An 18363-nucleotide genomic window follows, 5' to 3' on the forward strand; every position below is an offset into this window, starting at 1 on the left:
TGCCACGGCGTTAAGCCTGGGCAATGGTTGGCACAATGTAAGGATTGGGGTGATGCCGAATGCCGTGGCGCGCCGGGGACGGCAATTATGGGTGGCGCCGCATATCTGGCGGCGGCGGCTGGTCTTCTGGGGTGGGGGCCTGTGTATCGGCGTGGTGGCGGTGCTGTTCGCTTGGGGGGCGGATGCGGCCTCGCACCTGTTCCAGCAGATTGTGCAGCGCTGGCCCCTGGCCCCGCTGCTGCTCACCCCTGCCGGGCTGGCTTTGTCGGCCTGGCTGACCAGCCGTTTCTTCCCCATGGCCGGTGGCAGCGGCATTCCCCAGGCGGTGGCTGCCCGTGCCACCAAGGTGCAGGAACTGCGCGACCGGCTGGTGGCGCTGCCCATTGCCGCCGGCAAGATGGGGCTGACATTGCTGGCGCTGGGCGTCGGTGCCTCCATCGGGCGGGAAGGGCCGACGGTGCAGGTAGGGGCTGCGATCATGAACAGTATCGGCCGCCGGCTGGGTGACCGGATGCCCGGCCTGCTGGTGGCGGGGGCGGCCGCCGGTGTGGCCGCCGCTTTCAACACGCCGCTGGCCGGGCTGGTCTTCGCCATTGAGGAGATGGGCCGCGCCTTTCAGGTCCGTTCAGCCCATCTGATCCTCTCTGCCGTGCTGCTGGCTGGTATCGCGTCGCTGGCCATGCAGGGCGATTACACCTATTTCGGCACCACGCGGGATGTGCTGCATGGCTGGCAGGATTGGTCGCTGGTGCTGGTCTGCGGGCTGCTGGGGGGCGCGCTGGGTGGGCTGTTCAGCCGGCTGATTGTCGCCTTCGCCTATGGGCTGCCCGGACAGGTGGGGCGCTGGTTCAAGCGCTATCCGGTGCTGTTCGCCGCCGGCTGTGGTTTGCTGGTGGCCCTGTTGGGGCTGGCGTCGGGTGGGGCCAGCTATGGCACCGGCTATGAACAGGCCAAGGCGATGCTGGATGGACGGGGCGATGTCTCCCCGCTCTTCATGCTGACCAAGTTCGGGGCCACGCTGCTTTCCTGCATCACCGGGGTGCCGGGGGGCTTCTTCAGCCCCTCGCTGGCCATCGGGGCCGGCATGGGCAGCAGCATTGCCGGCCTGCTGGACAGCCACGCCCTGGGCGCGGCGGCCCTGCTGGGCATGGCGGGCTATTTCGCCGGGGTGGTGCAGGCACCGATCACCGCCTTTGTCATTGTGCTGGAAATGACCGGCAATCATGCCATGGCGGCCCCGGTGATGATGGCCAGCCTGATCGGCTTTTCCGTTTCGCGGATGACGGGGGCGCCCGCCGTCTATCACGCGCTGGCCCACCGCTATCTGCCCAAGGCAACGGAAGCGGAGAAGCGGGAGGCGGCGGCTCAATAAACCGCGATTCCCACCAGATTATCGTCCGGGTCGCGCAGATAGAAGGATGTGATGGGGCCGGTGGCACCGGACGAAATGATCGATATGGTCGATCACCAGCATGGCGGTCTATTTCCAGAAAGCGAGGGCCGGCTTTTCGCACCGGCCCCCGTACATCCCTTAGAGTCCGTCCAAGAACTTTCACTTCTTTTCCAATCTCTTAACCGTCATTCCCGCGAAGGCGGGAATCCATACGACAGCGCGGATTTTGGATTCCCGCCTTCGCGGGAATGACGGTGGAGAAAGGTCAAGGGTTCGAAATACGCGATAACTTTTCGGACAGACCCTTAAACCTTGGGTGCCACCCAGGATTCGGGGCTGTGCAGAAACTTTTCCACCTCATTCAGGGTGAAGCTGTCGAAATAGTTACCTTCGCGGGCCACGCGCAGCACGTCCCACCAATTGGCCAGGGAGTGCAGCTTCACGCCCATATCGGCCATGGTCGCTTCCGATTGCGGGAAGATGCCGTAATGGAAGACCACCCAGATATGGTCGACAATGCTGCCGGCCTGGCGCAGCGCATTGACGAAATTGACCTTGGAGGTGCCTTCGCTGGCCAGATCCTCCACCAGCAGCACGCGCTGGCCTTCGGGCAGATTGCCCTCGATCTGGGCGTTGCGGCCAAAGCCCTTTGGCTTCTTGCGGACATAGACCATCGGCAGGTCCAGCACGTCGGAGACAAAGGCGGCATAGGGAATGCCCGCCGTCTCCCCGCCGGCCACCACGTCAAACGCCTCAAACCCCACCTCGCGGCAGAGTTGATCCTTGGCCGCCTGCATCAGGAAGCGGCGGGCGCGCGGGAAGCTGATCAGGCGGCGGCAATCAATATAGACCGGGCTGGCCCGGCCGGAGGTGAAGATGAAGGGCTTTTCGGCATTGAACAGGACCGACTTGGTCTCAATCAGGATACGGGCCGCCTGGGTGGCGGCGGTCTGTGCGTCGATCATGTCAAATGGCTCCAAGGATGGGCGGGTTTGGGTTGAAAATAGCAGAAAAGCGGGGGCGCTGTGGCGGCGGTTTTACACCACCCGCCAATCCAGCCGCTCCCCCGACCGGAAGGGCAGCACGGCGATATTGCCGCCGACATCCAGCACATCGGGTACGATCAGACCGGATTTCTCCAGGGTGATGAAGCTCTCATTCACCGGCAGGCCATAGAAGGCGGGGCCGTTCAGGCTGGCAAAGGCTTCCAGCTTGTCCAGTGCCCCTTCCTCGTCAAACACCTGGGCGTACAGTTCCACCGCCGTGGCGGCGGTATAGATGCCGGCACAGCCACAGGCACTTTCCTTGGCCCCGATCGGGTGCGGTGCGCTGTCGGTGCCGAAGAAGAACCAGGGCTCCCCCGAGGTGGCGGCGGCGCGCAGGGCCAAGCGATGCTTTTCCCGCTTGGCGATGGGCAGGCAATAGAGATGCGGGCGGATGCCGCCGACAAAAATGCTGGACCGGTTGATCATCAAATGGTGTGCTGTGATGGTGGCGGCCAGTTTGCCGCCCGGCCCATGTTTGCGCACCACGGCCACACCCTCTTCCGTGGTGATATGTTCCAGAACGATTTTCAGGTCCGGGTGCCGGCCCATCAGTTTGGGCAGCACCGTGTCGATGAACACGGCCTCGCGGTCGAAAATATCGACGCTCTGGTCCGTCACCTCGCCATGCACCAGCAGCGGCATCCCGATCTTCGCCATACGGTCCAGCACCGGGGCCACCTTGTCGAAATCGGTGACGCCATGGGCGGAATTGGTGGTGGCGTGGGCGGGATAGAGTTTCACCGCCGTGAACACGCCCTTGGCATGGCCGGCCTCGATATCATCGGCGTCGGTGCCATCGGTCAGGTAAGCGGTCATCAACGGACGGAAGCTGCTGCCGGCGGGCAGGGCCGCCAGTATTTCATCCCGATAAATCTCCGCGCGTGCCGTATCCACCACCGGCGGGGCCAGATTGGGCATCACGATGGCACGGCCCAACTGGGCAGCACTGTGTGGCAGCACCGCCTTCAGCATGGCCCCGGTGCGCAGATGCAGGTGCCAGTCATCGGGGCGGCGCAGGGTGATACGCTGGGGCTGATCGGTCATGGTGGTGGCTGCATCATTGGTGGGCGGGCTGGCGATGTTTAGGGCGGATGGATCGCCGGCTCAAGCGCCGCCATGGAAGAACGGGTTTGCAGTGACGGAACGTCGGCGGGGGGAGCAGGTGTTCGCCTGTGCAAAATTCCGGTCACCCTTGTTGACCAGCGACTTACACATGCCTACGCTGCAACTGTAAGACGCATGTCTGGCGATAGGCGTCTGGATGACGGGGGGAAGATGCGCCTTCCTGTCCGGCGGGGCCGGGTTTGCATGGCGGTGGTGCTGATCTGTGCGGCCGTGCTGCTCGGCGCGCACGCTCGCCCCTCCACGGCCTCGTCCACCCCGCTCCAGGGGAGCGGGCGGGGGGATACCGTCCGCCTGGTCTGCGGTCCGCTGCCCTATGTGTCCGATGGGGAGCAATGTGACAGCGGCATCGGCGCGGAGCTGGCGCGCCGCGCCTGCCAGGATGCCGGCCTTTCCTGCCAATTCGAACAATTCCCCTGGCCCCGCGCGCAAAAGGAAGTTGAGACCGGGCAGGCCGATATCCTGATCGGCCCCTATTTCACGCCGGATCGCGCACGCTGGATGGTGTTTTCCAGCGATTATTTCTATGCCGATCAGATCAGCCTGTTCCGGCTGCAAAGGGCGGATGGCGGAGCACCCCCACCCTCCGGCAGAATCGGCGTTCCCTTGGGGTGGGCGGTGTTGGAGGGGGTGTCCAGCCTCACCGGGGCACAGGTGGAACCGGTGCGCAATGTCGATATCGGCTTCAACCTGCTGACAAATGGCCGGCTCGACGGGGTGGTTGCCCATGCGCGCGCGGTGGCGCGGTTTCAGCAGTCTCACCCATCCCTGCGTTTTGAGCCCTATGGCCCCACGCTTTCAGAACAGCGTTCCTATATGGGCTATGGCTACGGCTTTGCCAGTACCCCGGTTCGAAGGGCATATGAGGCGGCCTATACAGCCCTGTTGGGCAGCCCGTTCTATGCCGACCTGCTGGCCCGTCACCGCCCCATGGATGGTATGGTGACGGAGGTGGCGGCCCGCGCCCACCAGTTCACACCAGCAGCACCCTAATACCCATTTCCCGGCAAGGGGATGAAACAGCCCGTCACGCTGCGCTCTGCGGGTGATCCCACCACCAGGCATGGTCGGGATAAAAGCGTACCGCCATGCGCCGCACATAGGGGATGAGGGAGCCATAGCCCTCCACCGCCTGGCGCAGGGGCGTGTCGAACAGGGGTGCCAATGCGGCGGTCAGCACGGCGAAGGTGAAGGCATCCACGGCCGTTGCCTGTTGCCCCATGACATAGGGCCGATCCCCCATCAGGGTGGCCAGGGCGGAAAGGGAACGGTGGGCCAGTTCCAGCCGCTCCGCCGGGCTGTGGCGACCAATGCCATGGTCACTCATCTTGGTGGTAATGCGGGTTCTGACATCCTTGATGATGCCATCCCGGAGATGCGCCGGCGCACCTTGGAAGAACTGGGCGGGGCCACGCATGAAATTCGCCTCGTCCATCCAGCGATCATAGATCACGGCCCAGCACAGGTGATCTTCCAGCATCCGCTCAATCGCCCAGGCTTCCGCCCTCTCCCGCACAGACAGGCCCGCATCCAGATCAATGCCACGCGTGCGCTCGATATGGCTGCGGATGAAGGTGCTGTCATCGATGATCTGCCCATCATCCTCGATGATCGGCAATTTATGTTTCGGCGTCTTGTCCAGGTCACCGGCAACCTTCTCATAGGCAAGGTCCGCCATACGCAGGTGAATTTCGGTTTTCGTGACATAGGGGCTGGGGTCGGGCAGCCCGAACATTGGCCCGAAAGCGTGCAGCTTGATCATCCTGGTCTCCATCAAGATCATGTTCGTGATGGGTGTTGGTTTACAGTCCCCCTGTTGCCACCCTACTGTCAGCATCCTGCCAAACGGGCCTATGGGGAGGGGTGATTGCGTCGCGCGGACCGCTTGTTTCAGATCATCCAGATTCTTCGCCGCGCCCGTGGCCCGATCACGGCTGAGGTAATGGCGGCAGAGTTGGAGACCTCCAAACGGTCAGTTTACCGCGATATCGCCACACTGATCGGGCAGCGTGTGCCGATCCGGGGCGAGGCTGGGGTTGGCTATATGCTGGAGGGCGGGTTCGACATGCCCCCGCTGATGCTGACCCCGGATGAGATTGAAGTGGTGGCCCTTGGGGCCCAATGGGTGGCGCGCCAGGGGGATACCACCCTGGCGCGGGCGGCCGCCGATCTGCTGGCCAAGATCACGGCGGCAGTGCCGGCGGATATGCGCCCGGTGCTGCAGCGGCCCGCCGGTGTGGCACCCCCCAGGCTCAGCCAATCCAGCGACACGATTGATATGACCGCCCTGCGCGGGGCCATCCGCGCGGGGCACAAGGTCGTGCTGCTTTATCGCGACAATGCTGGGCAGGAAACCGCGCGCACCATCTGGCCGGTGCTGATTGCTTATTTCGATACCGCCCGCACCATCGCCGCCTGGTGCGAATTGCGCGGTGAATTCCGGCATTTTCGCGCCGACCGGATCATTAAGGCCGACTTTCCCGGCGCCCCTTATCCAGAACGGCCCGCTCTGCTGCGTGCCCGCTGGCGCGACAGCCTAAATATCGCCGAAGTGCGCTGACCCCCGTGCAGCCAGCCCGACCTTGACATAGCCAAGGCAATTCTTCACTTTCCGAACCGTCCAAGGGGAACCCCGGCAAGGGGCTGAGATACCGCTATGGTGCCGTTCAACCGGCATTGGCGCGGGAACCCTTAGAACCTGATCCGGGTCGTACCGGCGTAGGGATGGGATTCATATAGGGGCCACATATCTGCCCCGCCTATGAGAGCCGCCACGCGCGCTGCCCGGATCTCCATCATTCGAGGGAGGTCCAGAAATGCCAGATAGTCTTTCCATTCCGCAGGATTTCAGCGTCACCACCGGGCCGTTGCCGGCCAGCCGCAAGGTGCATGTGCCGGGCACGCTGTTTCCCGATATCCGCGTCGCCATGCGGGAAATCGACCTGTCGCCCAGCGCCAACGAGGCGCCGGTGCGGGCCTATGATCCGTCCGGCCCCTATAGCGATCCGACCGTGAAGACCGATATCCGCAAGGGCTTGGCGGAACTGCGCCGCGCCTGGATTGAAGGGCGCGGCGATGTGGAAGCCTATGCCGGCCGTGAGGTGAAGCCGGAGGATAATGGTCTTCGCGTGGGCCAGGAAAGCCCCGTGCCCCTGTTCGACCGCGCTGCCCGCCAGCCGCTGCGCGCCAAGCCGGGCCGCAATGTCAGCCAGATGCACTATGCCAAGGCCGGCATCATCACGCCTGAGATGGAATATGTCGCCATCCGCGAGAATCTGGGCCGGGCCAAGCTGGCGCAGCAGGCCGCCCGCGATGGGGAGGATTTCGGGGCCTCCATCCCCGATTATGTGACGCCGGAATTTGTGCGGGATGAAATTGCCCGTGGCCGCGCCATCATCCCCAACAATATCAATCACCCGGAAACCGAACCGATGATCATCGGGCGGAATTTCCTGGTGAAGATCAATGCCAATATCGGCAATTCCGCTGTCACCTCCTCCGTGGCGGACGAGGTGGATAAGCTGGTCTGGGCCACCCGCTGGGGGGCTGATACGGTGATGGACCTGTCCACCGGCCGCAATATCCACACGATCCGCGAATGGATCATCCGCAATTCACCGGTGCCCATCGGTACCGTTCCGATCTATCAGGCGTTGGAGAAGGTCAATGGCAAGGCCGAAGACCTGACCTGGGAAATCTTCCGCGACACGCTGATCGAACAGGCCGAGCAGGGTGTGGATTATTTCACCATCCATGCCGGGGTGCGCCTGCCCTATATCCCGCTGACGGCCAAGCGCGTGACCGGCATTGTCAGCCGGGGCGGCTCCATCATGGCGAAATGGTGCCTCGCCCATCACAAGGAAAACTTCCTCTACACGCATTTCAATGAGATCTGCGAGATCATGAAGGCGTATGATATCGCCTTCTCCCTGGGTGACGGGTTGCGCCCCGGCTCCATCGCCGACGCCAATGACCGCGCCCAGTTCGCGGAGCTGGAAACGCTGGGCGAACTGACCCAGATCGCCTGGAAGCATGATGTGCAGGTGATGATCGAAGGGCCGGGCCATGTGCCCATGCACAAGATCAAGGCCAATATGGACAAGCAATTGGCCCATTGCGGTGAGGCCCCCTTCTACACGCTGGGGCCGCTGACCACGGATATCGCGCCGGGATACGATCATATCACCAGCGGTATCGGGGCGGCGATGATCGGCTGGTTCGGCACGGCCATGCTTTGCTATGTCACGCCCAAGGAACATCTGGGCCTGCCCGACCGCGATGACGTGAAGGTCGGCGTGATCACCTATAAGCTGGCCGCCCATGCCGCCGATCTGGCCAAGGGCCATCCGGGTGCGCAGGAACGTGACGATGCCTTGTCACGCGCCCGGTTCGAATTTCGCTGGCGCGACCAGTTCAACCTGTCGCTGGACCCGGAAACGGCGGAGAAGTACCACGACCAGACCCTGCCGGCGGAAGGGGCCAAGCTGGCGCATTTCTGCTCCATGTGCGGGCCGAAATTCTGCTCCATGAAGATCACGCAGGAAGTGCGCGATTATGCGGCGGCGCAGGAGGCTGAAGCACAGGCGGAAGCCGGCATGGCGGAAATGTCGGTGGCCTTCAAGGAGAAGGGCAGTCAGGTCTATTTGTCCAACCGGCCGGTGCCCGACGACCACCACTGAGAGGGGGCGGGCACCTGAAATGTGTGTGGGGGGTGTTTGTACCCCCCACCGCTTGCCATCACAGGTTCTTGATCATGGGCGGCAAGGGCCTTCCGCTGAAGGCCCAAGCGGAGCGGCGATCGCCGCGCCTTCTGATGCGTTCTATCCGGCCGACCGAAGATCAGGTCATCCAGCCGGGGAACAGCGCGCGTAGGCCGGCGGCGATGATTTCCACCGCCACGGCGGCCAGCAGCAGCCCGGTCAAACGGTTCATGATATTCAGGCCGGTCTGGCCCAGCTTGTTGCCAATCGGCACGGCCAGCCGCAGCGTGGCCAGCAGGCCGGCGCAGACGGCCAGGATACAGCCGACCAGGATGGCAAAATGCTCCCAGCCCTGGCCGCGCTGTGCCTCGATGATGACGGCGGAGATGGAACCGGGGCCGGCCAGCAGCGGCAGACCCAGCGGTACCACGCCGATGGCAGTGCGCTGCCCGGCCTCGTCGGCTTCCTGCTCCGTATGTTTCATGGCCGACACGCTGGCATTCAGCAGCGACAGGGCGATCAGCAGCAGCACGATGCCGCCGCCGACGCGGAAACTGGCCAAGCTGGTGCCCAGCACCGTCAGCACCGCATCGCCCAGGAAAACGGAGCTGATCAGCACGGTTGCCACGGTCAGCACGGCCGACTGGGCGATGGCATTGCGCTGTTCACGCGTGCGCCCCTCCGTCATGCCCAGAAAGATCGGGATGGCGGCAAAGGGCGTGAGGATGGCAAACAAGGCAATGAGAAAACGCGAATATTCGGACCAGGCTTCCATGTCGCTTCCGTCGGACAAAGGGCGGATTGCCCCTTATAGCATGGCTGGAGCGGGGAAAAGAAAGCCTGTCAACTGCCGAACTGCTGAGTGACAGCCCCATTCTTTTGCAGGGTGCCCGTGTCCTGCCGGTCACAGACCCATACTGTTTGTTGCCGGAAAACCCAGCGAAACAGTACATTTTGTTTGATTGTTTTGGGTCACCGCCATGAAACTTTGATGATCAGGGGTGATACCGCGCAGGAGTTGGTTGACCATGCGCCCGCGCTTTGTGATATGGCAATGTGACAAGGCCGAATAATCCATCCTGGCCCGCCGCTTCTGACAAGGGCGGTGCCCGGACGGGCGGTTCGATGTGCGGCACCGCGTGCCGGCGACCCAGACGATGTGAGAACATGGCTGACATCACCACCGATGCCCTGATTTCCGGCGAGCTTCGCTCTGGCAATCTGGAGGTCCGCCTGGCGGAAAGCGCCGCCGAGGTTCACGCAGCCCAGATGCTGCGCTTCCGTGTCTTCTATGAGGAGATGCAGGCCCGGCCGACGCCGGAAATGGCGGCGCAGCGGCGCGATTACGACATGTTCGACACGTTGTGCGACCATCTGCTGGTGATCGACCATAATGTCGGCGCCGGGGCCAGCGGCGTGGTCGGCACCTATCGGCTGATCCGCCGCGCGGCGGCGGCACGGGCCGGTTCCTTCTATTCGTCAGACGAATACGATATCTCCCGGATTGAGGAATATCCGGGTGAGGTGCTGGAGCTGGGCCGGTCCTGCGTTGACCCCGCCTATCGCAGCCGGGGCACCATGCAGCTGCTGTGGCGCGGCATCGCCGCCTATGCCGCGCATTATGATATCAAGCTGATGTTCGGCTGCGCCAGCCTGCCGGGGACCGATCCGAAGGCTTTGGCCCTGCCGCTCTCCTATCTCTATTACCATCATCTGGCCCCGCCGGCCCTGCGCCCGGTGGCCCTGCCGCATCGCTATGTCGAAATGGCGATGATGGAAGAGCATGAGATTGATCCGCGCCGCGGCATCAATGAGGTGCCGCCGCTGATCAAGGGCTATCTGCGCCTGGGCGGCTTCGTCGGCGAAGGGGCCGTGGTGGATCACCAGTTCAACACCACCGATGTTTCCATCGTGGTGAAGACCGATCTGATCACCGATAAATATCTGCGGCATTACGAACGGCGCGGTTCATCGCTGCTGTAAGGTGATGGTCAAAGGCGGCGGGTAGGATGGATATCGGATCAACAGGCCGCGGCATCATGCGGCTCAGCCTCTATGCCATCGTCACGGCGCTGGGCATCCCGCTGCAGGTACTGTTCCTGCGCTTTGGCGGGCCCTATGCCCGCTTTCCCGCCGCCTATCACCGGCTCTGCTGCCGGATTCTGGGCCTGAATGTGGTGATGCAGGGGCGTCCGGTGACCGACCGGGCGGCCCTGTTCATCTCCAACCATTCCTCCTATCTCGATATTCCGGTGCTGGGGTCGCTGCTGCCCGCCAGCTTTGTTGCCAAGAACGAAGTCGGGGGCTGGCCGCTTTTCGGCCTGCTGGCGCGCCTGCAGCGCACCGTGTTTGTGGATCGCAACGCCCGCCACCGCGCCGATGAACAGCGCGACAGCATTGCCGGGCGCCTGCAGGCGGGCGACAAGCTGGTACTGTTCCCCGAAGGCACCAGCAGCGACGGCAACCGTACCCTTCCCTTCAAGACGGCCCTGTTCGCCGTGGCCGCCACCCAGGTGGATGGCAAGCCGCTGACCCTGCAGCCGGTCAGCGTCACCGCCACGCATCTGGATGGCTTGCCGCTGGGCCATGCCTGGCGGGCGCTTTATGCCTGGTACGGCGATATGGAACTGCCGCCGCATCTGTGGCAGCTGGCCCGGCTGGGCGGGCGCATCAGGGTGCTGGTGGAATTCCATCCCCCGGTCTCCCTGGCCGATTTCAGCAGCCGTAAGGCGCTGGCCGAGCATTGCTGGCGCACCGTGGCGGCCGGCGTGGAACGTGCCGTGAAGGGCAGGGATGAACCGTTGGTGGCCGGAAATGATGCGGCTCTGCCCGCAGCACCCCTGCCGGCAGCGGTGGGGTGAGGCCAAGCCCCTATTCCCCGCGTCGGCGGCGCAGATAGACGTAATAGGCACCGCCGCCGCCATGCTGCGGCTGGGCCTGATGCACGGCCAGCACCAGATCGCGCGTTGGTGTTTCGTGCAGCCAGCGCGGTACGGCACTGCGCAGCACCCCTTCACCGCGTGGCATCCCGCCCTTGCCGGTAATCACCAGCAAAAGCCGGCGGCCCTGCACATGACTGCGGCGGACAAAGCCGATCAGCGCGTCATGCGCCTCGCTTTGCGTCAGCCCATGCAGGTCGATCCGGCCATCAATGGCCAGACGGCCGCGCCGCACCTTTTCATTCGTCCGCTTGTCGATACCGCTGCGTGCCCCCAGGGTGGTGGGGGCCAGTTGCACCGTCACGGCGGCCTTTTGTTTCAAGGGCACCCCCCGCAACAGATCGGCCAGCCGTTCAGCATTCAAAGCGGCGGCCGGCGGCGGGGCGAGGGTGGGGTGCTTGCTGGGGGGCGGTGCGGTGGCCGGCGCGGGTGGCGGTGCCACGGGCGATGCCGTTTCGTCCCCCGCCTTGGGCCGGCGCTTGGGCCCGCGGAGCGGCACGGCATCGCGCATCACCGTGCGCCACAGATCCAACTCCGCCGCACTCGGCTTTTTGCCCCGCCGCTCAGCCATGGGGCATCCCGGCACCGCGCGGGTGCTTGCCTTGGATGGGCATAGGGGGAAACGGACAGGGCAAAGTGGTTTTCCGGCAAGCGCAATGGGGGGCTGCCGCTGCTGGTATCATCGGCAACCCGGCGGAGCAATGTTTCATACTGCGTTGCGGAAGATGGGTGCCATCTGCCCGATGGCAATGGCGGTCGCCGCAGATCAGCCGTCGCCCAGATATGGGGGTAGCTGCCCCTGGCAGGTGTGCAGCCTTGCCTCGAACTGACGGGCCAGATCTCCGAGCGTCACCTGGCCCAGGCGCATCAGAAGGGTGGATCGCGCCTGCTCCAGCGCTTCGCCCAGACAGTGATTGACCGCCTGCTCCACCAAACAATCGGGATTGTCGGATGACGGGCCGATGGCGAACAGCTGCGGCGCGCCTAAGGCCTGATAAATATCCAGCAATGTCATCGCGTCCAGCGGTCGGGCCAGCACCCAGCCACCGCCATGCCCCTTTTCCGATCGCACCAAACCTTGATCGCGCAAACCCGCCATGGTCCGGCGCACCACCACGGGGTTGGTGTTCAACATGCCGGCCAGCAGTTCGGACGTGGCAGCCCCCTGCAGCCGATCCATGTGGATCAGCGCATGAAGCATCCTGGAAAGGCGGCTATCGCTTCGCATCCATCCTCCTTAACGGAAATCACAAATCGTAACAAGCTGAGTTGCAAATGCTTGTGAGCTGCGCCATCATGTAGCTTATAAAGATACATGAAAGGATGGATCATGCTTTACGACGCCATCATCATTGGCGGCAGCTTTGCCGGGCTTTCTGCTGCGATACAGTTGGTCCGCGCCCGGCGGCGGGTGCTGCTGCTGGATGCCGGCCGGCCGCGCAACCGCTTCGCAGCCGCTTCCCATGGGTTTCTGGGGCAGGATGGGGTGCCGCCGGGGGATATTACGGCCGGTGCGCGGGCACAATTGGCCGCCTATCCGACCCTGACCATGGTTGATGGGCTGGTGGAGATGGCCGCCGGCAGATTGGATGACTTCAAGGTCACCCTTGCCGACGGGCGGGCCTTCCAGGGCCGGCGGCTGGTGTTGGCCTTCGGGGTGCGCGATGAACTACCTGATTTGCCAGGCGTGGCGGAGCGCTGGGGCACGGGCACTCTGCACTGCCCCTATTGCCATGGTTATGAGGTGGCGGGCCAGCCGCTGGGGGTGCTGGCCGGGCCGGCGGGGGTGGATCACCGGGCCTTGATGCTGCCGGATTGGGGGCCGACCACCTTGTTTTTGCAAGGTGCCCCGGAACCCGAACCGGCCATGGGGGAACGGCTGGCCGCGCGCGGGGTGGGAGTGGAACGCAGCCCTATCATTGAGCTGCTGGGGCCGTCGCCTGCGTTGCAGGCGGTGCGGCTGGCCGATGGCCGGGTGCAGGCTCTGACCGCATTGTTCGTCACAACCAGAACATCCCCCGTCAGTCCGCTGGCCGCGCAACTGGGATGCGAGCTGGTGGAGGGTATGACGGGCCCCCATGTGCGTACTGACGGTAAGCAGCAGACCAGTGTGGCGGGCGTCTGTGCTGCTGGCGACGTGGCCTCCCCCCTGCATAATGGCACGTTGGCATCGGCCGCAGGGGTGATGGCGGCGCTGGCCACACATCATTCCTTGCTGGGGCTTTGACGACACGGGCTGTCGCCCCGATTTCCTGTTGTCCCCTCTAGTGCTGGCCGAAGAGCTGACCTTGCGCGGGCAGGGCAGAGCCTGCGGGCGCTCGTCTCATGCCAGCGGCTGAAAATATTGACCGTCAGTCAATATTTTCAGCACCTCAGGCGCCGGCGCCAACATCCGTTGGCTTGGCTTGGCTTCACGCGGCACGTGCCGCGCGGCGGCAGTCGCCGCCGTACCAACGGCCATGAATTATGACCGTTGGTATCACGCCTCCAGCAGCAATTCCCCATGGTCACGCACGCGCTTCATCATGCTGGCTTTCAGCTTGTTGAGCGCGCGGGTTTCCAACTGGCGCACGCGTTCCTTGCTCACACCCAGCACACGGCCCAGCTCTTCCAGCGTGGCACCTTCATCACGCAGGCGGCGTTCGGCGATGATCTGGCGTTCGCGCGGGCTGAGTTCGCCCAACGCTTCGGCCAGCCAGTGGGAGCGCATCCGGCCGTCGCGCATCCCGATCACCACATCTTCCGGGGAGGGGCGGTTATCGGCCAGCAGATCCTGCCACTCCCCCTCGCCGGCCTCGCTCAGCGGGTTGTTCAGCGACTGGTCGGCGGCGGCCAGCCGCTGTTCCATCGTCTCCACCTCGCGGGCATCGACATTCAGGGTCTGGGCGATCTGGGCCCGATCCTCATCGCTCAACCCCGTGGCAGAGGGGTTGCCGGCGATACGGGCGCGCAGGCGGCGCAGGTTGAAGAACAGGGATTTCTGCGCCGCCGTGGTGCCGGTGCGCACGATGGACCAGTTGCGCAGCACGTAATCCTGGATGGCGGAGCGAATCCACCAGGCGGCATAGGTGGAAAAGCGCACATCGCGTTCCGGCTCAAACCGGCTGGCCGCCTGCATCAGCCCGACATTGCCTTCCTGCACCAGATCGCCCATCGGCAGCCCGTAATTGCGGAAGCGGGTGGCGGTGGCAATCACCAGACGGGTGTAGGAGCGCACCAGTTCATGCAGGGCCCGCTGGTCCCCCTTCTCCCGCCAGCGCCGGGCCAGATCCAGCTCATGATCGCGTTCCAGCAGCGGTTGTTTCATCGCCTGGCGGATGAAGGCGACATTGGCACGCTGGGTTTCGGGATCGTCGATATGGGCCACAGGGAACCTCCGCTCGTATCCGTGTCGCGGCGGGTTGGCCGCCGTCAGATGCGATTGATACGGGGGGAGATTCCGGCTGGATCACCTGTGTTGCAGAAAAATTTATGCCGAGAGCCATGAAATATGGCTCTCGGTCTGTGCATTTTCCCTTATACCAGCGGCTGAAAATATTGACCGTCGGTCAATATTTTCAGCACCTCAGACGCCGGCGCCAACATCCGTTGGCTTGGCTTCAAGCGGCACGTGCCGCGCGGCGGCAGTCGCCGCCGTACCAACGGTCATGAATTATGACCGTTGGTATTAGACGCCGGGCGCTGCCTCCGGCAGCTCGGGCTTGCGCAGGCACGTGCCTGCGGGCCAGCGGTCGCTGGCCTCCAAGAGCCATGGACCATGGCTCTTGGATTACTCCGGGTCGGGTGCCTTGCTGCGCATGGTGACGAATTCCTCCGCCGCCGTCGGGTGCAGGCCGATGGTGCGATCGAAATCCTGCTTGGTGGCGCCCATATTCATCGCCACGGCGATGGCCTGGATCATCTCCGGCGTGTCCGATCCCACCATGTGGCAGCCGATCACCTTCTGCGTGGCCCGGTCCACCACCAGCTTCATCAAGGTGCGCTGGTCGCGGCCGGAAAGCTGGTGGCGCATCGGCTTGAAGCTGCTGCGGTAGATATCCACCGCCCACCCCAGCTTGGCGCGGGCCTGTTCTTCCGTCAGCCCCAGGGTGGCCACCGGCGGGATGGAGAAAACGGCGGTGGGGATATTGTCGTAATTCACATCGCGCGGGCGGTTGCCATAGAGCCGGTCGGCCAGCACATGGCCTTCCGCCAGGGCCACCGGCGTCAGGTTGATGCGGTTGGTGACATCCCCCAGGGCATAGATGCTGGGCACACTGGTCTGATACTGATCATTCACCTTGATGGCGCCATTGCCATCCAGCTCAATGTCGACATTTTCCAAGCCCAGCTTGGCCGTCATCGGCTTGCGCCCGATGGCATAGATCACCGCGTCGCAGGGCAGCGGGGTGCCATCGCTCAAGGTGGCGACCAGACATTCATCGGTCTTCTCGATCCGCTCCACCACCGTGTTCAGGCGCAGGTCGATGCCGGTCTTCACCAGCTCATCCGTGACAAAGGTACGGACATCGCCATCAAAGCCGCGCAGAATCTGGTGCCCGCGATAGAGCAGCGTCACCTCTGCCCCCAGCCCCTTGAACAGGCTGGCAAATTCCAGGGCGATATAGCCGCCGCCGGCCACCACCACCCGGCGGGGAAAGCGGGGCAGATGGAACACCTCGTTCGACGTGATGCCATATTCCCTGGCCCCCGGCTGGCCCGGCAGTTCCGGCCAGCCACCGGTGGCAATCAGGATACGTTCGGCGGTGATATGCTGGCCATTCACCGCCACCGTATGCTCATCCACAATGGTGGCCCGGCCGTCGAACAGGGTGACGCCGGCCCCTTCCAGCAGGCCGCGATAAATGCCGTTCAGCCGGCCGATCTCCTTATCCTTGGCGGCGATCAGGGCGGACCAGTCATGCACCGGCTTTTCCACGCTCCAGCCAAAACCAGCCGCATCCTCGAACGCGTAGGCATATTCGGCGGCATAGACCAGCAGCTTCTTGGGCACACAGCCGACATTCACGCAGGTACCGCCATAATAGCGCTCCTCCGCCACTGCCACGCGGGCGCCATGCTGGGCGGCGATGCGCGCAGCGCGCACCCCGCCGGAACCGGCACCGATGGTGAAAAGGTCGAAATCATAGCTGGCCATGGCGGGGCGCTCATCGTTGGTCGCGGCGGGAGGCTTGGTTCCTCAATGCGCACAAGTGGGTAAGCGGGCAAGCGCTTTCCAGCCCCGCCGGGGCGAAGCGCAGCCATGCAGGGGAATGTAGGAGAGAAAAGGTCCAAGGCTCAGAAACAGGGATGCCACGGGTGCGGCACAGGCCGCACCAACGGTCATTACCACTTGCGTTCGGTTTTCAGCCCGCCGGAATTCAGCGCATCCAGAAAGGCATTTCCCGTGCTTTTCGGGGCGTTACGCACCATACGCGGGTTGGGGCGGCGCTGAGCCTGTTCCATTACCTTCACCGCCGTGGCGGTGGCATCATTCTCCACCCGGCGGCGCACATCGCCATCCAGCGATTCGAAAGCCTGACGGGCGAACAGCAGGGCGTTTTCTGAGCGGCTTTCCACCACCTGGCGCAGCGCATTGGCCGCCATCAGGCATTCCAGCCGGTCAGGGCCTGTCACATCATCCAGCACGCCAGCCAGAATCCCAATCGCCTCCAGGGTCTTGGGATCGGTTAACTCCACAGACATCGCTTCATCACAATGGTTGGGCCTAAGGGCACAGCATATAGTCCCATTGTGTGGCGAAATACGCAACGGACTCTGTGACGCGCATCCGGGGCATGGCAGGGATGGCGTAAATCCCTGCTTTACAAGGGGGCGGGCTTCGCGGCATCGTGGCCCCATGTTCACACAGCGCCCCACCACCACTACCACCAAAACCACCACCCTTCGGGGCGGTGCTGTTGGTGTGCGCGTGGCCGGATAGGGCCAGTGACATAACGCCAAACGGTCCCGCCGGGTAAGGTCGGGGCCGCTTTCCAGGCGATACGGAACCCCGACCAGACGGCGCCCCAAGCCAAACAGAAGGGTTCCTGATCATGAACAGCCAAGCTCAATCCGCTCGCCCCCTGCCCACCCGCCCCCTGAACGTCGCCGTTGTCGGCGCCACCGGTGCCGTGGGCGTTGAAATCCGCAAATGCCTGGAAGAAAGCGGCCTGAACCTGGGCGAAGTCCGCCTGCTGGCCTCCCCCCGTTCTGCCGGGCAGAAGGTGCCATTCGCCGGTGGGGAACGGGTGGTGCAGGCGCTGGATGAAAACAGCTTCCACGGCATCGATTACGCCCTGTTTTCCGCCGGCAGCGGCATTTCCAAGCAATATGCACCGGCAGCCGTGGCGGCCGGTGCGGTGGTGATCGACAATTCATCCGCGTTTCGCATGGAAGAGGCCATCCCCCTGGTGGTGCCGGAGGTGAACCCGCAGGCGATCCCGGCCAAGCCCGGCGTCATCGCCAACCCCAATTGCGTGGCCATCATCGCCACCGTGCCGCTGGCCGCCCTGGAACGCCGCCACCGCATCCGCCGGCTGAACATCGCCACCTATCAAGCCTCCAGCGGGGCCGGCGCTGCGGCGATGGAGGAATTGCGTGCGTCAACGGCGGCCTGTCTGGCCGGTGAGGCCTATCCGCCGCGGGTGATGAAGCACCCCTATGCCTTCAACCTGTTCAGCCATGATGCCGGCATCAACCCCGATACCGGCTATAATGGTGAGGAGGAAAAGGTGGTGGAGGAGACGCGCAAGATCCTGTCGCGCCCCGATCTGGCCATTTCCATCACCTGTATGCGCGTGCCGGTGCTGCGCGCCCACACCATGGCCATCAGTGTGGAGTTTGAGGACGTCGTGTCGCCAGAGCAGGTGAAGGCCCTGCTGGCCGATGCGCCCGGCGTGCGGCTGGTGGATGATTGGGCCGCCAACCATTTCCCCATGCCCAACGAGGCATCGGGCCAGGGCGACGTGCTGGTGGGCCGCATCCGCCGCGATATTGGCGACCCGTCCGGTCGTTCCGTGGCGCTGCTGCTGGCCGGTGACCAGTTGCTGAAGGGGGCAGCCCTGAACGCGGTGCAGATCCTTCAGCGGCTGGTGGGGTGATCAGCCCGATCCAAGGGGGGGGGGCCGCAAAGGGGTGGCATCGCACCACCCCTTTGCAGGAATGCAGAATTGATCGCCGGG

The 18363-nt window shown here is 64.0% G+C and carries 18 protein-coding genes and 1 riboswitch; of the genes, 8 read left to right on the top strand and 10 right to left on the bottom strand.

Features of this window, described 5'->3' with window-relative positions; genetic code table 11:
• Positions 1-52: 52 nt before the first annotated feature.
• The gene (locus GE253_RS10225) at positions 53-1372 is read left to right on the top strand and encodes a chloride channel protein (RefSeq protein ID WP_153204044.1); all 1320 of its coding nucleotides are present in this window, start codon (positions 53-55) and stop codon (positions 1370-1372) included.
• 326 nt (positions 1373-1698) lie between these two features.
• Here GE253_RS10225 and GE253_RS10230 read toward each other — a convergent pair whose 3' ends face one another.
• Both GE253_RS10230 and pyrC read right to left on the bottom strand, forming a co-directional pair.
• On the bottom strand, positions 1699-2358 hold the full coding sequence (locus GE253_RS10230) for an orotate phosphoribosyltransferase (protein WP_153204045.1): 660 nt from the start codon (positions 2356-2358) through the stop codon (positions 1699-1701).
• 72 nt (positions 2359-2430) lie between these two features.
• Positions 2431-3483, bottom strand: a complete 1053-nt coding sequence (pyrC, locus tag GE253_RS10235; protein ID WP_153204046.1) for a dihydroorotase — start codon at positions 3481-3483, stop codon at positions 2431-2433.
• Between the two features lie 231 nt (positions 3484-3714).
• Here pyrC and GE253_RS10240 point away from each other — a divergent pair, with 231 nt between their 5' ends.
• A complete protein-coding gene (locus GE253_RS10240) occupies positions 3715-4554 on the top strand; it encodes a transporter substrate-binding domain-containing protein (protein ID WP_173012579.1) in 840 nt (279 codons plus the stop codon).
• Positions 4555-4588: 34 nt separating this feature from the next.
• Here the strand turns inward: GE253_RS10240 and GE253_RS10245 are convergent, their stop codons facing one another.
• Complete coding sequence (locus tag GE253_RS10245; RefSeq protein ID WP_153204048.1) at positions 4589-5323, bottom strand: glutathione S-transferase family protein; 735 nt, start codon at positions 5321-5323, stop codon at positions 4589-4591.
• Between the two features lie 105 nt (positions 5324-5428).
• On the opposite strand from GE253_RS10245, the gene GE253_RS10250 reads away from it, so the two are divergent.
• Positions 5429-6121 (top strand): YafY family protein, encoded by a 693-nt coding sequence (locus GE253_RS10250; protein ID WP_153204049.1) that lies wholly within the window; start codon positions 5429-5431, stop codon positions 6119-6121.
• A 53-nt stretch (positions 6122-6174) separates the two neighbouring features.
• Positions 6175-6303: riboswitch (TPP riboswitch) on the top strand.
• Between the two features lie 74 nt (positions 6304-6377).
• Complete coding sequence (gene thiC / locus GE253_RS10255; RefSeq protein ID WP_153204050.1) at positions 6378-8240, top strand: phosphomethylpyrimidine synthase ThiC; 1863 nt, start codon at positions 6378-6380, stop codon at positions 8238-8240.
• A gap of 160 nt (positions 8241-8400) precedes the next feature.
• On the opposite strand, the gene GE253_RS10260 is transcribed toward thiC, so the two are convergent.
• Together GE253_RS10260 and GE253_RS10265 are read right to left on the bottom strand one after the other, a co-directional pair.
• The gene (locus GE253_RS10260) at positions 8401-9036 is read right to left on the bottom strand and encodes a MarC family protein (RefSeq protein WP_153204051.1); all 636 of its coding nucleotides are present in this window, start codon (positions 9034-9036) and stop codon (positions 8401-8403) included.
• A gap of 129 nt (positions 9037-9165) precedes the next feature.
• Positions 9166-9339 carry a hypothetical protein gene (locus tag GE253_RS10265; RefSeq protein WP_153204052.1) on the bottom strand — a complete coding sequence of 58 codons (174 nt, stop codon included), beginning with the start codon at positions 9337-9339 and terminating at the stop codon, positions 9166-9168.
• An 89-nt stretch (positions 9340-9428) separates the two neighbouring features.
• Between GE253_RS10265 and GE253_RS10270 the strand changes: the two genes are divergently transcribed.
• Positions 9429-10244: a GNAT family N-acyltransferase gene (locus tag GE253_RS10270; RefSeq protein WP_153204053.1), complete on the top strand. Its 816-nt coding sequence runs from the start codon at positions 9429-9431 to the stop codon at positions 10242-10244.
• 26 nt (positions 10245-10270) lie between these two features.
• Positions 10271-11122: a lysophospholipid acyltransferase family protein gene (locus GE253_RS10275; protein WP_153204054.1), complete on the top strand. Its 852-nt coding sequence runs from the start codon at positions 10271-10273 to the stop codon at positions 11120-11122.
• Positions 11123-11132: 10 nt separating this feature from the next.
• Here the strand turns inward: GE253_RS10275 and GE253_RS10280 are convergent, their stop codons facing one another.
• Positions 11133-11771 (bottom strand): Smr/MutS family protein, encoded by a 639-nt coding sequence (locus GE253_RS10280; protein ID WP_153204055.1) that lies wholly within the window; start codon positions 11769-11771, stop codon positions 11133-11135.
• Positions 11772-11966: 195 nt separating this feature from the next.
• The gene (locus GE253_RS10285; RefSeq protein WP_153204056.1) at positions 11967-12428 is read right to left on the bottom strand and encodes an Rrf2 family transcriptional regulator; all 462 of its coding nucleotides are present in this window, start codon (positions 12426-12428) and stop codon (positions 11967-11969) included.
• A 102-nt stretch (positions 12429-12530) separates the two neighbouring features.
• Here GE253_RS10285 and GE253_RS10290 point away from each other — a divergent pair, with 102 nt between their 5' ends.
• On the top strand, positions 12531-13427 hold the full coding sequence (locus GE253_RS10290; protein WP_153204057.1) for an NAD(P)/FAD-dependent oxidoreductase: 897 nt from the start codon (positions 12531-12533) through the stop codon (positions 13425-13427).
• 252 nt (positions 13428-13679) lie between these two features.
• Here the strand turns inward: GE253_RS10290 and GE253_RS10295 are convergent, their stop codons facing one another.
• From GE253_RS10295 to GE253_RS10305, 3 genes are all read right to left on the bottom strand, one after another.
• Positions 13680-14567 carry an RNA polymerase factor sigma-32 gene (locus tag GE253_RS10295; protein ID WP_348770820.1) on the bottom strand — a complete coding sequence of 296 codons (888 nt, stop codon included), beginning with the start codon at positions 14565-14567 and terminating at the stop codon, positions 13680-13682.
• 402 nt (positions 14568-14969) lie between these two features.
• Positions 14970-16337: a glutathione-disulfide reductase gene (gor, locus tag GE253_RS10300; RefSeq protein WP_153204058.1), complete on the bottom strand. Its 1368-nt coding sequence runs from the start codon at positions 16335-16337 to the stop codon at positions 14970-14972.
• Between the two features lie 188 nt (positions 16338-16525).
• The gene (locus GE253_RS10305) at positions 16526-16885 is read right to left on the bottom strand and encodes a hypothetical protein (RefSeq protein ID WP_153204059.1); all 360 of its coding nucleotides are present in this window, start codon (positions 16883-16885) and stop codon (positions 16526-16528) included.
• A 350-nt stretch (positions 16886-17235) separates the two neighbouring features.
• On the opposite strand from GE253_RS10305, the gene GE253_RS10310 reads away from it, so the two are divergent.
• Positions 17236-18282 carry an aspartate-semialdehyde dehydrogenase gene (locus tag GE253_RS10310; RefSeq protein WP_153204060.1) on the top strand — a complete coding sequence of 349 codons (1047 nt, stop codon included), beginning with the start codon at positions 17236-17238 and terminating at the stop codon, positions 18280-18282.
• Positions 18283-18363 lie beyond the last annotated feature (81 nt).

The sequence above is a fragment of the Niveispirillum sp. SYP-B3756 genome (genome assembly GCF_009495745.1).
Classification (GTDB): domain Bacteria; phylum Pseudomonadota; class Alphaproteobacteria; order Azospirillales; family Azospirillaceae; genus Niveispirillum.

Coding starts and splice junctions, on each gene's coding strand:
- GE253_RS10225 (WP_153204044.1), top strand. CDS start 53: ATGCCGAATGCCGTGGCGCGCCGGGGACGGCAATTATGGGTGGCGCCG.
- GE253_RS10230 (WP_153204045.1), bottom strand. CDS start 2,358: ATGATCGACGCACAGACCGCCGCCACCCAGGCGGCCCGTATCCTGATT.
- pyrC (WP_153204046.1), bottom strand. CDS start 3,483: ATGACCGATCAGCCCCAGCGTATCACCCTGCGCCGCCCCGATGACTGG.
- GE253_RS10240 (WP_173012579.1), top strand. CDS start 3,715: ATGCGCCTTCCTGTCCGGCGGGGCCGGGTTTGCATGGCGGTGGTGCTG.
- GE253_RS10245 (WP_153204048.1), bottom strand. CDS start 5,323: ATGATCAAGCTGCACGCTTTCGGGCCAATGTTCGGGCTGCCCGACCCC.
- thiC (WP_153204050.1), top strand. CDS start 6,378: ATGCCAGATAGTCTTTCCATTCCGCAGGATTTCAGCGTCACCACCGGG.
- GE253_RS10260 (WP_153204051.1), bottom strand. CDS start 9,036: ATGGAAGCCTGGTCCGAATATTCGCGTTTTCTCATTGCCTTGTTTGCC.
- GE253_RS10265 (WP_153204052.1), bottom strand. CDS start 9,339: ATGGATTATTCGGCCTTGTCACATTGCCATATCACAAAGCGCGGGCGC.
- GE253_RS10270 (WP_153204053.1), top strand. CDS start 9,429: ATGGCTGACATCACCACCGATGCCCTGATTTCCGGCGAGCTTCGCTCT.
- GE253_RS10275 (WP_153204054.1), top strand. CDS start 10,271: ATGGATATCGGATCAACAGGCCGCGGCATCATGCGGCTCAGCCTCTAT.
- GE253_RS10280 (WP_153204055.1), bottom strand. CDS start 11,771: ATGGCTGAGCGGCGGGGCAAAAAGCCGAGTGCGGCGGAGTTGGATCTG.
- GE253_RS10285 (WP_153204056.1), bottom strand. CDS start 12,428: ATGCGAAGCGATAGCCGCCTTTCCAGGATGCTTCATGCGCTGATCCAC.
- GE253_RS10290 (WP_153204057.1), top strand. CDS start 12,531: ATGCTTTACGACGCCATCATCATTGGCGGCAGCTTTGCCGGGCTTTCT.
- gor (WP_153204058.1), bottom strand. CDS start 16,337: ATGGCCAGCTATGATTTCGACCTTTTCACCATCGGTGCCGGTTCCGGC.
- GE253_RS10305 (WP_153204059.1), bottom strand. CDS start 16,885: ATGTCTGTGGAGTTAACCGATCCCAAGACCCTGGAGGCGATTGGGATT.
- GE253_RS10310 (WP_153204060.1), top strand. CDS start 17,236: ATGAACAGCCAAGCTCAATCCGCTCGCCCCCTGCCCACCCGCCCCCTG.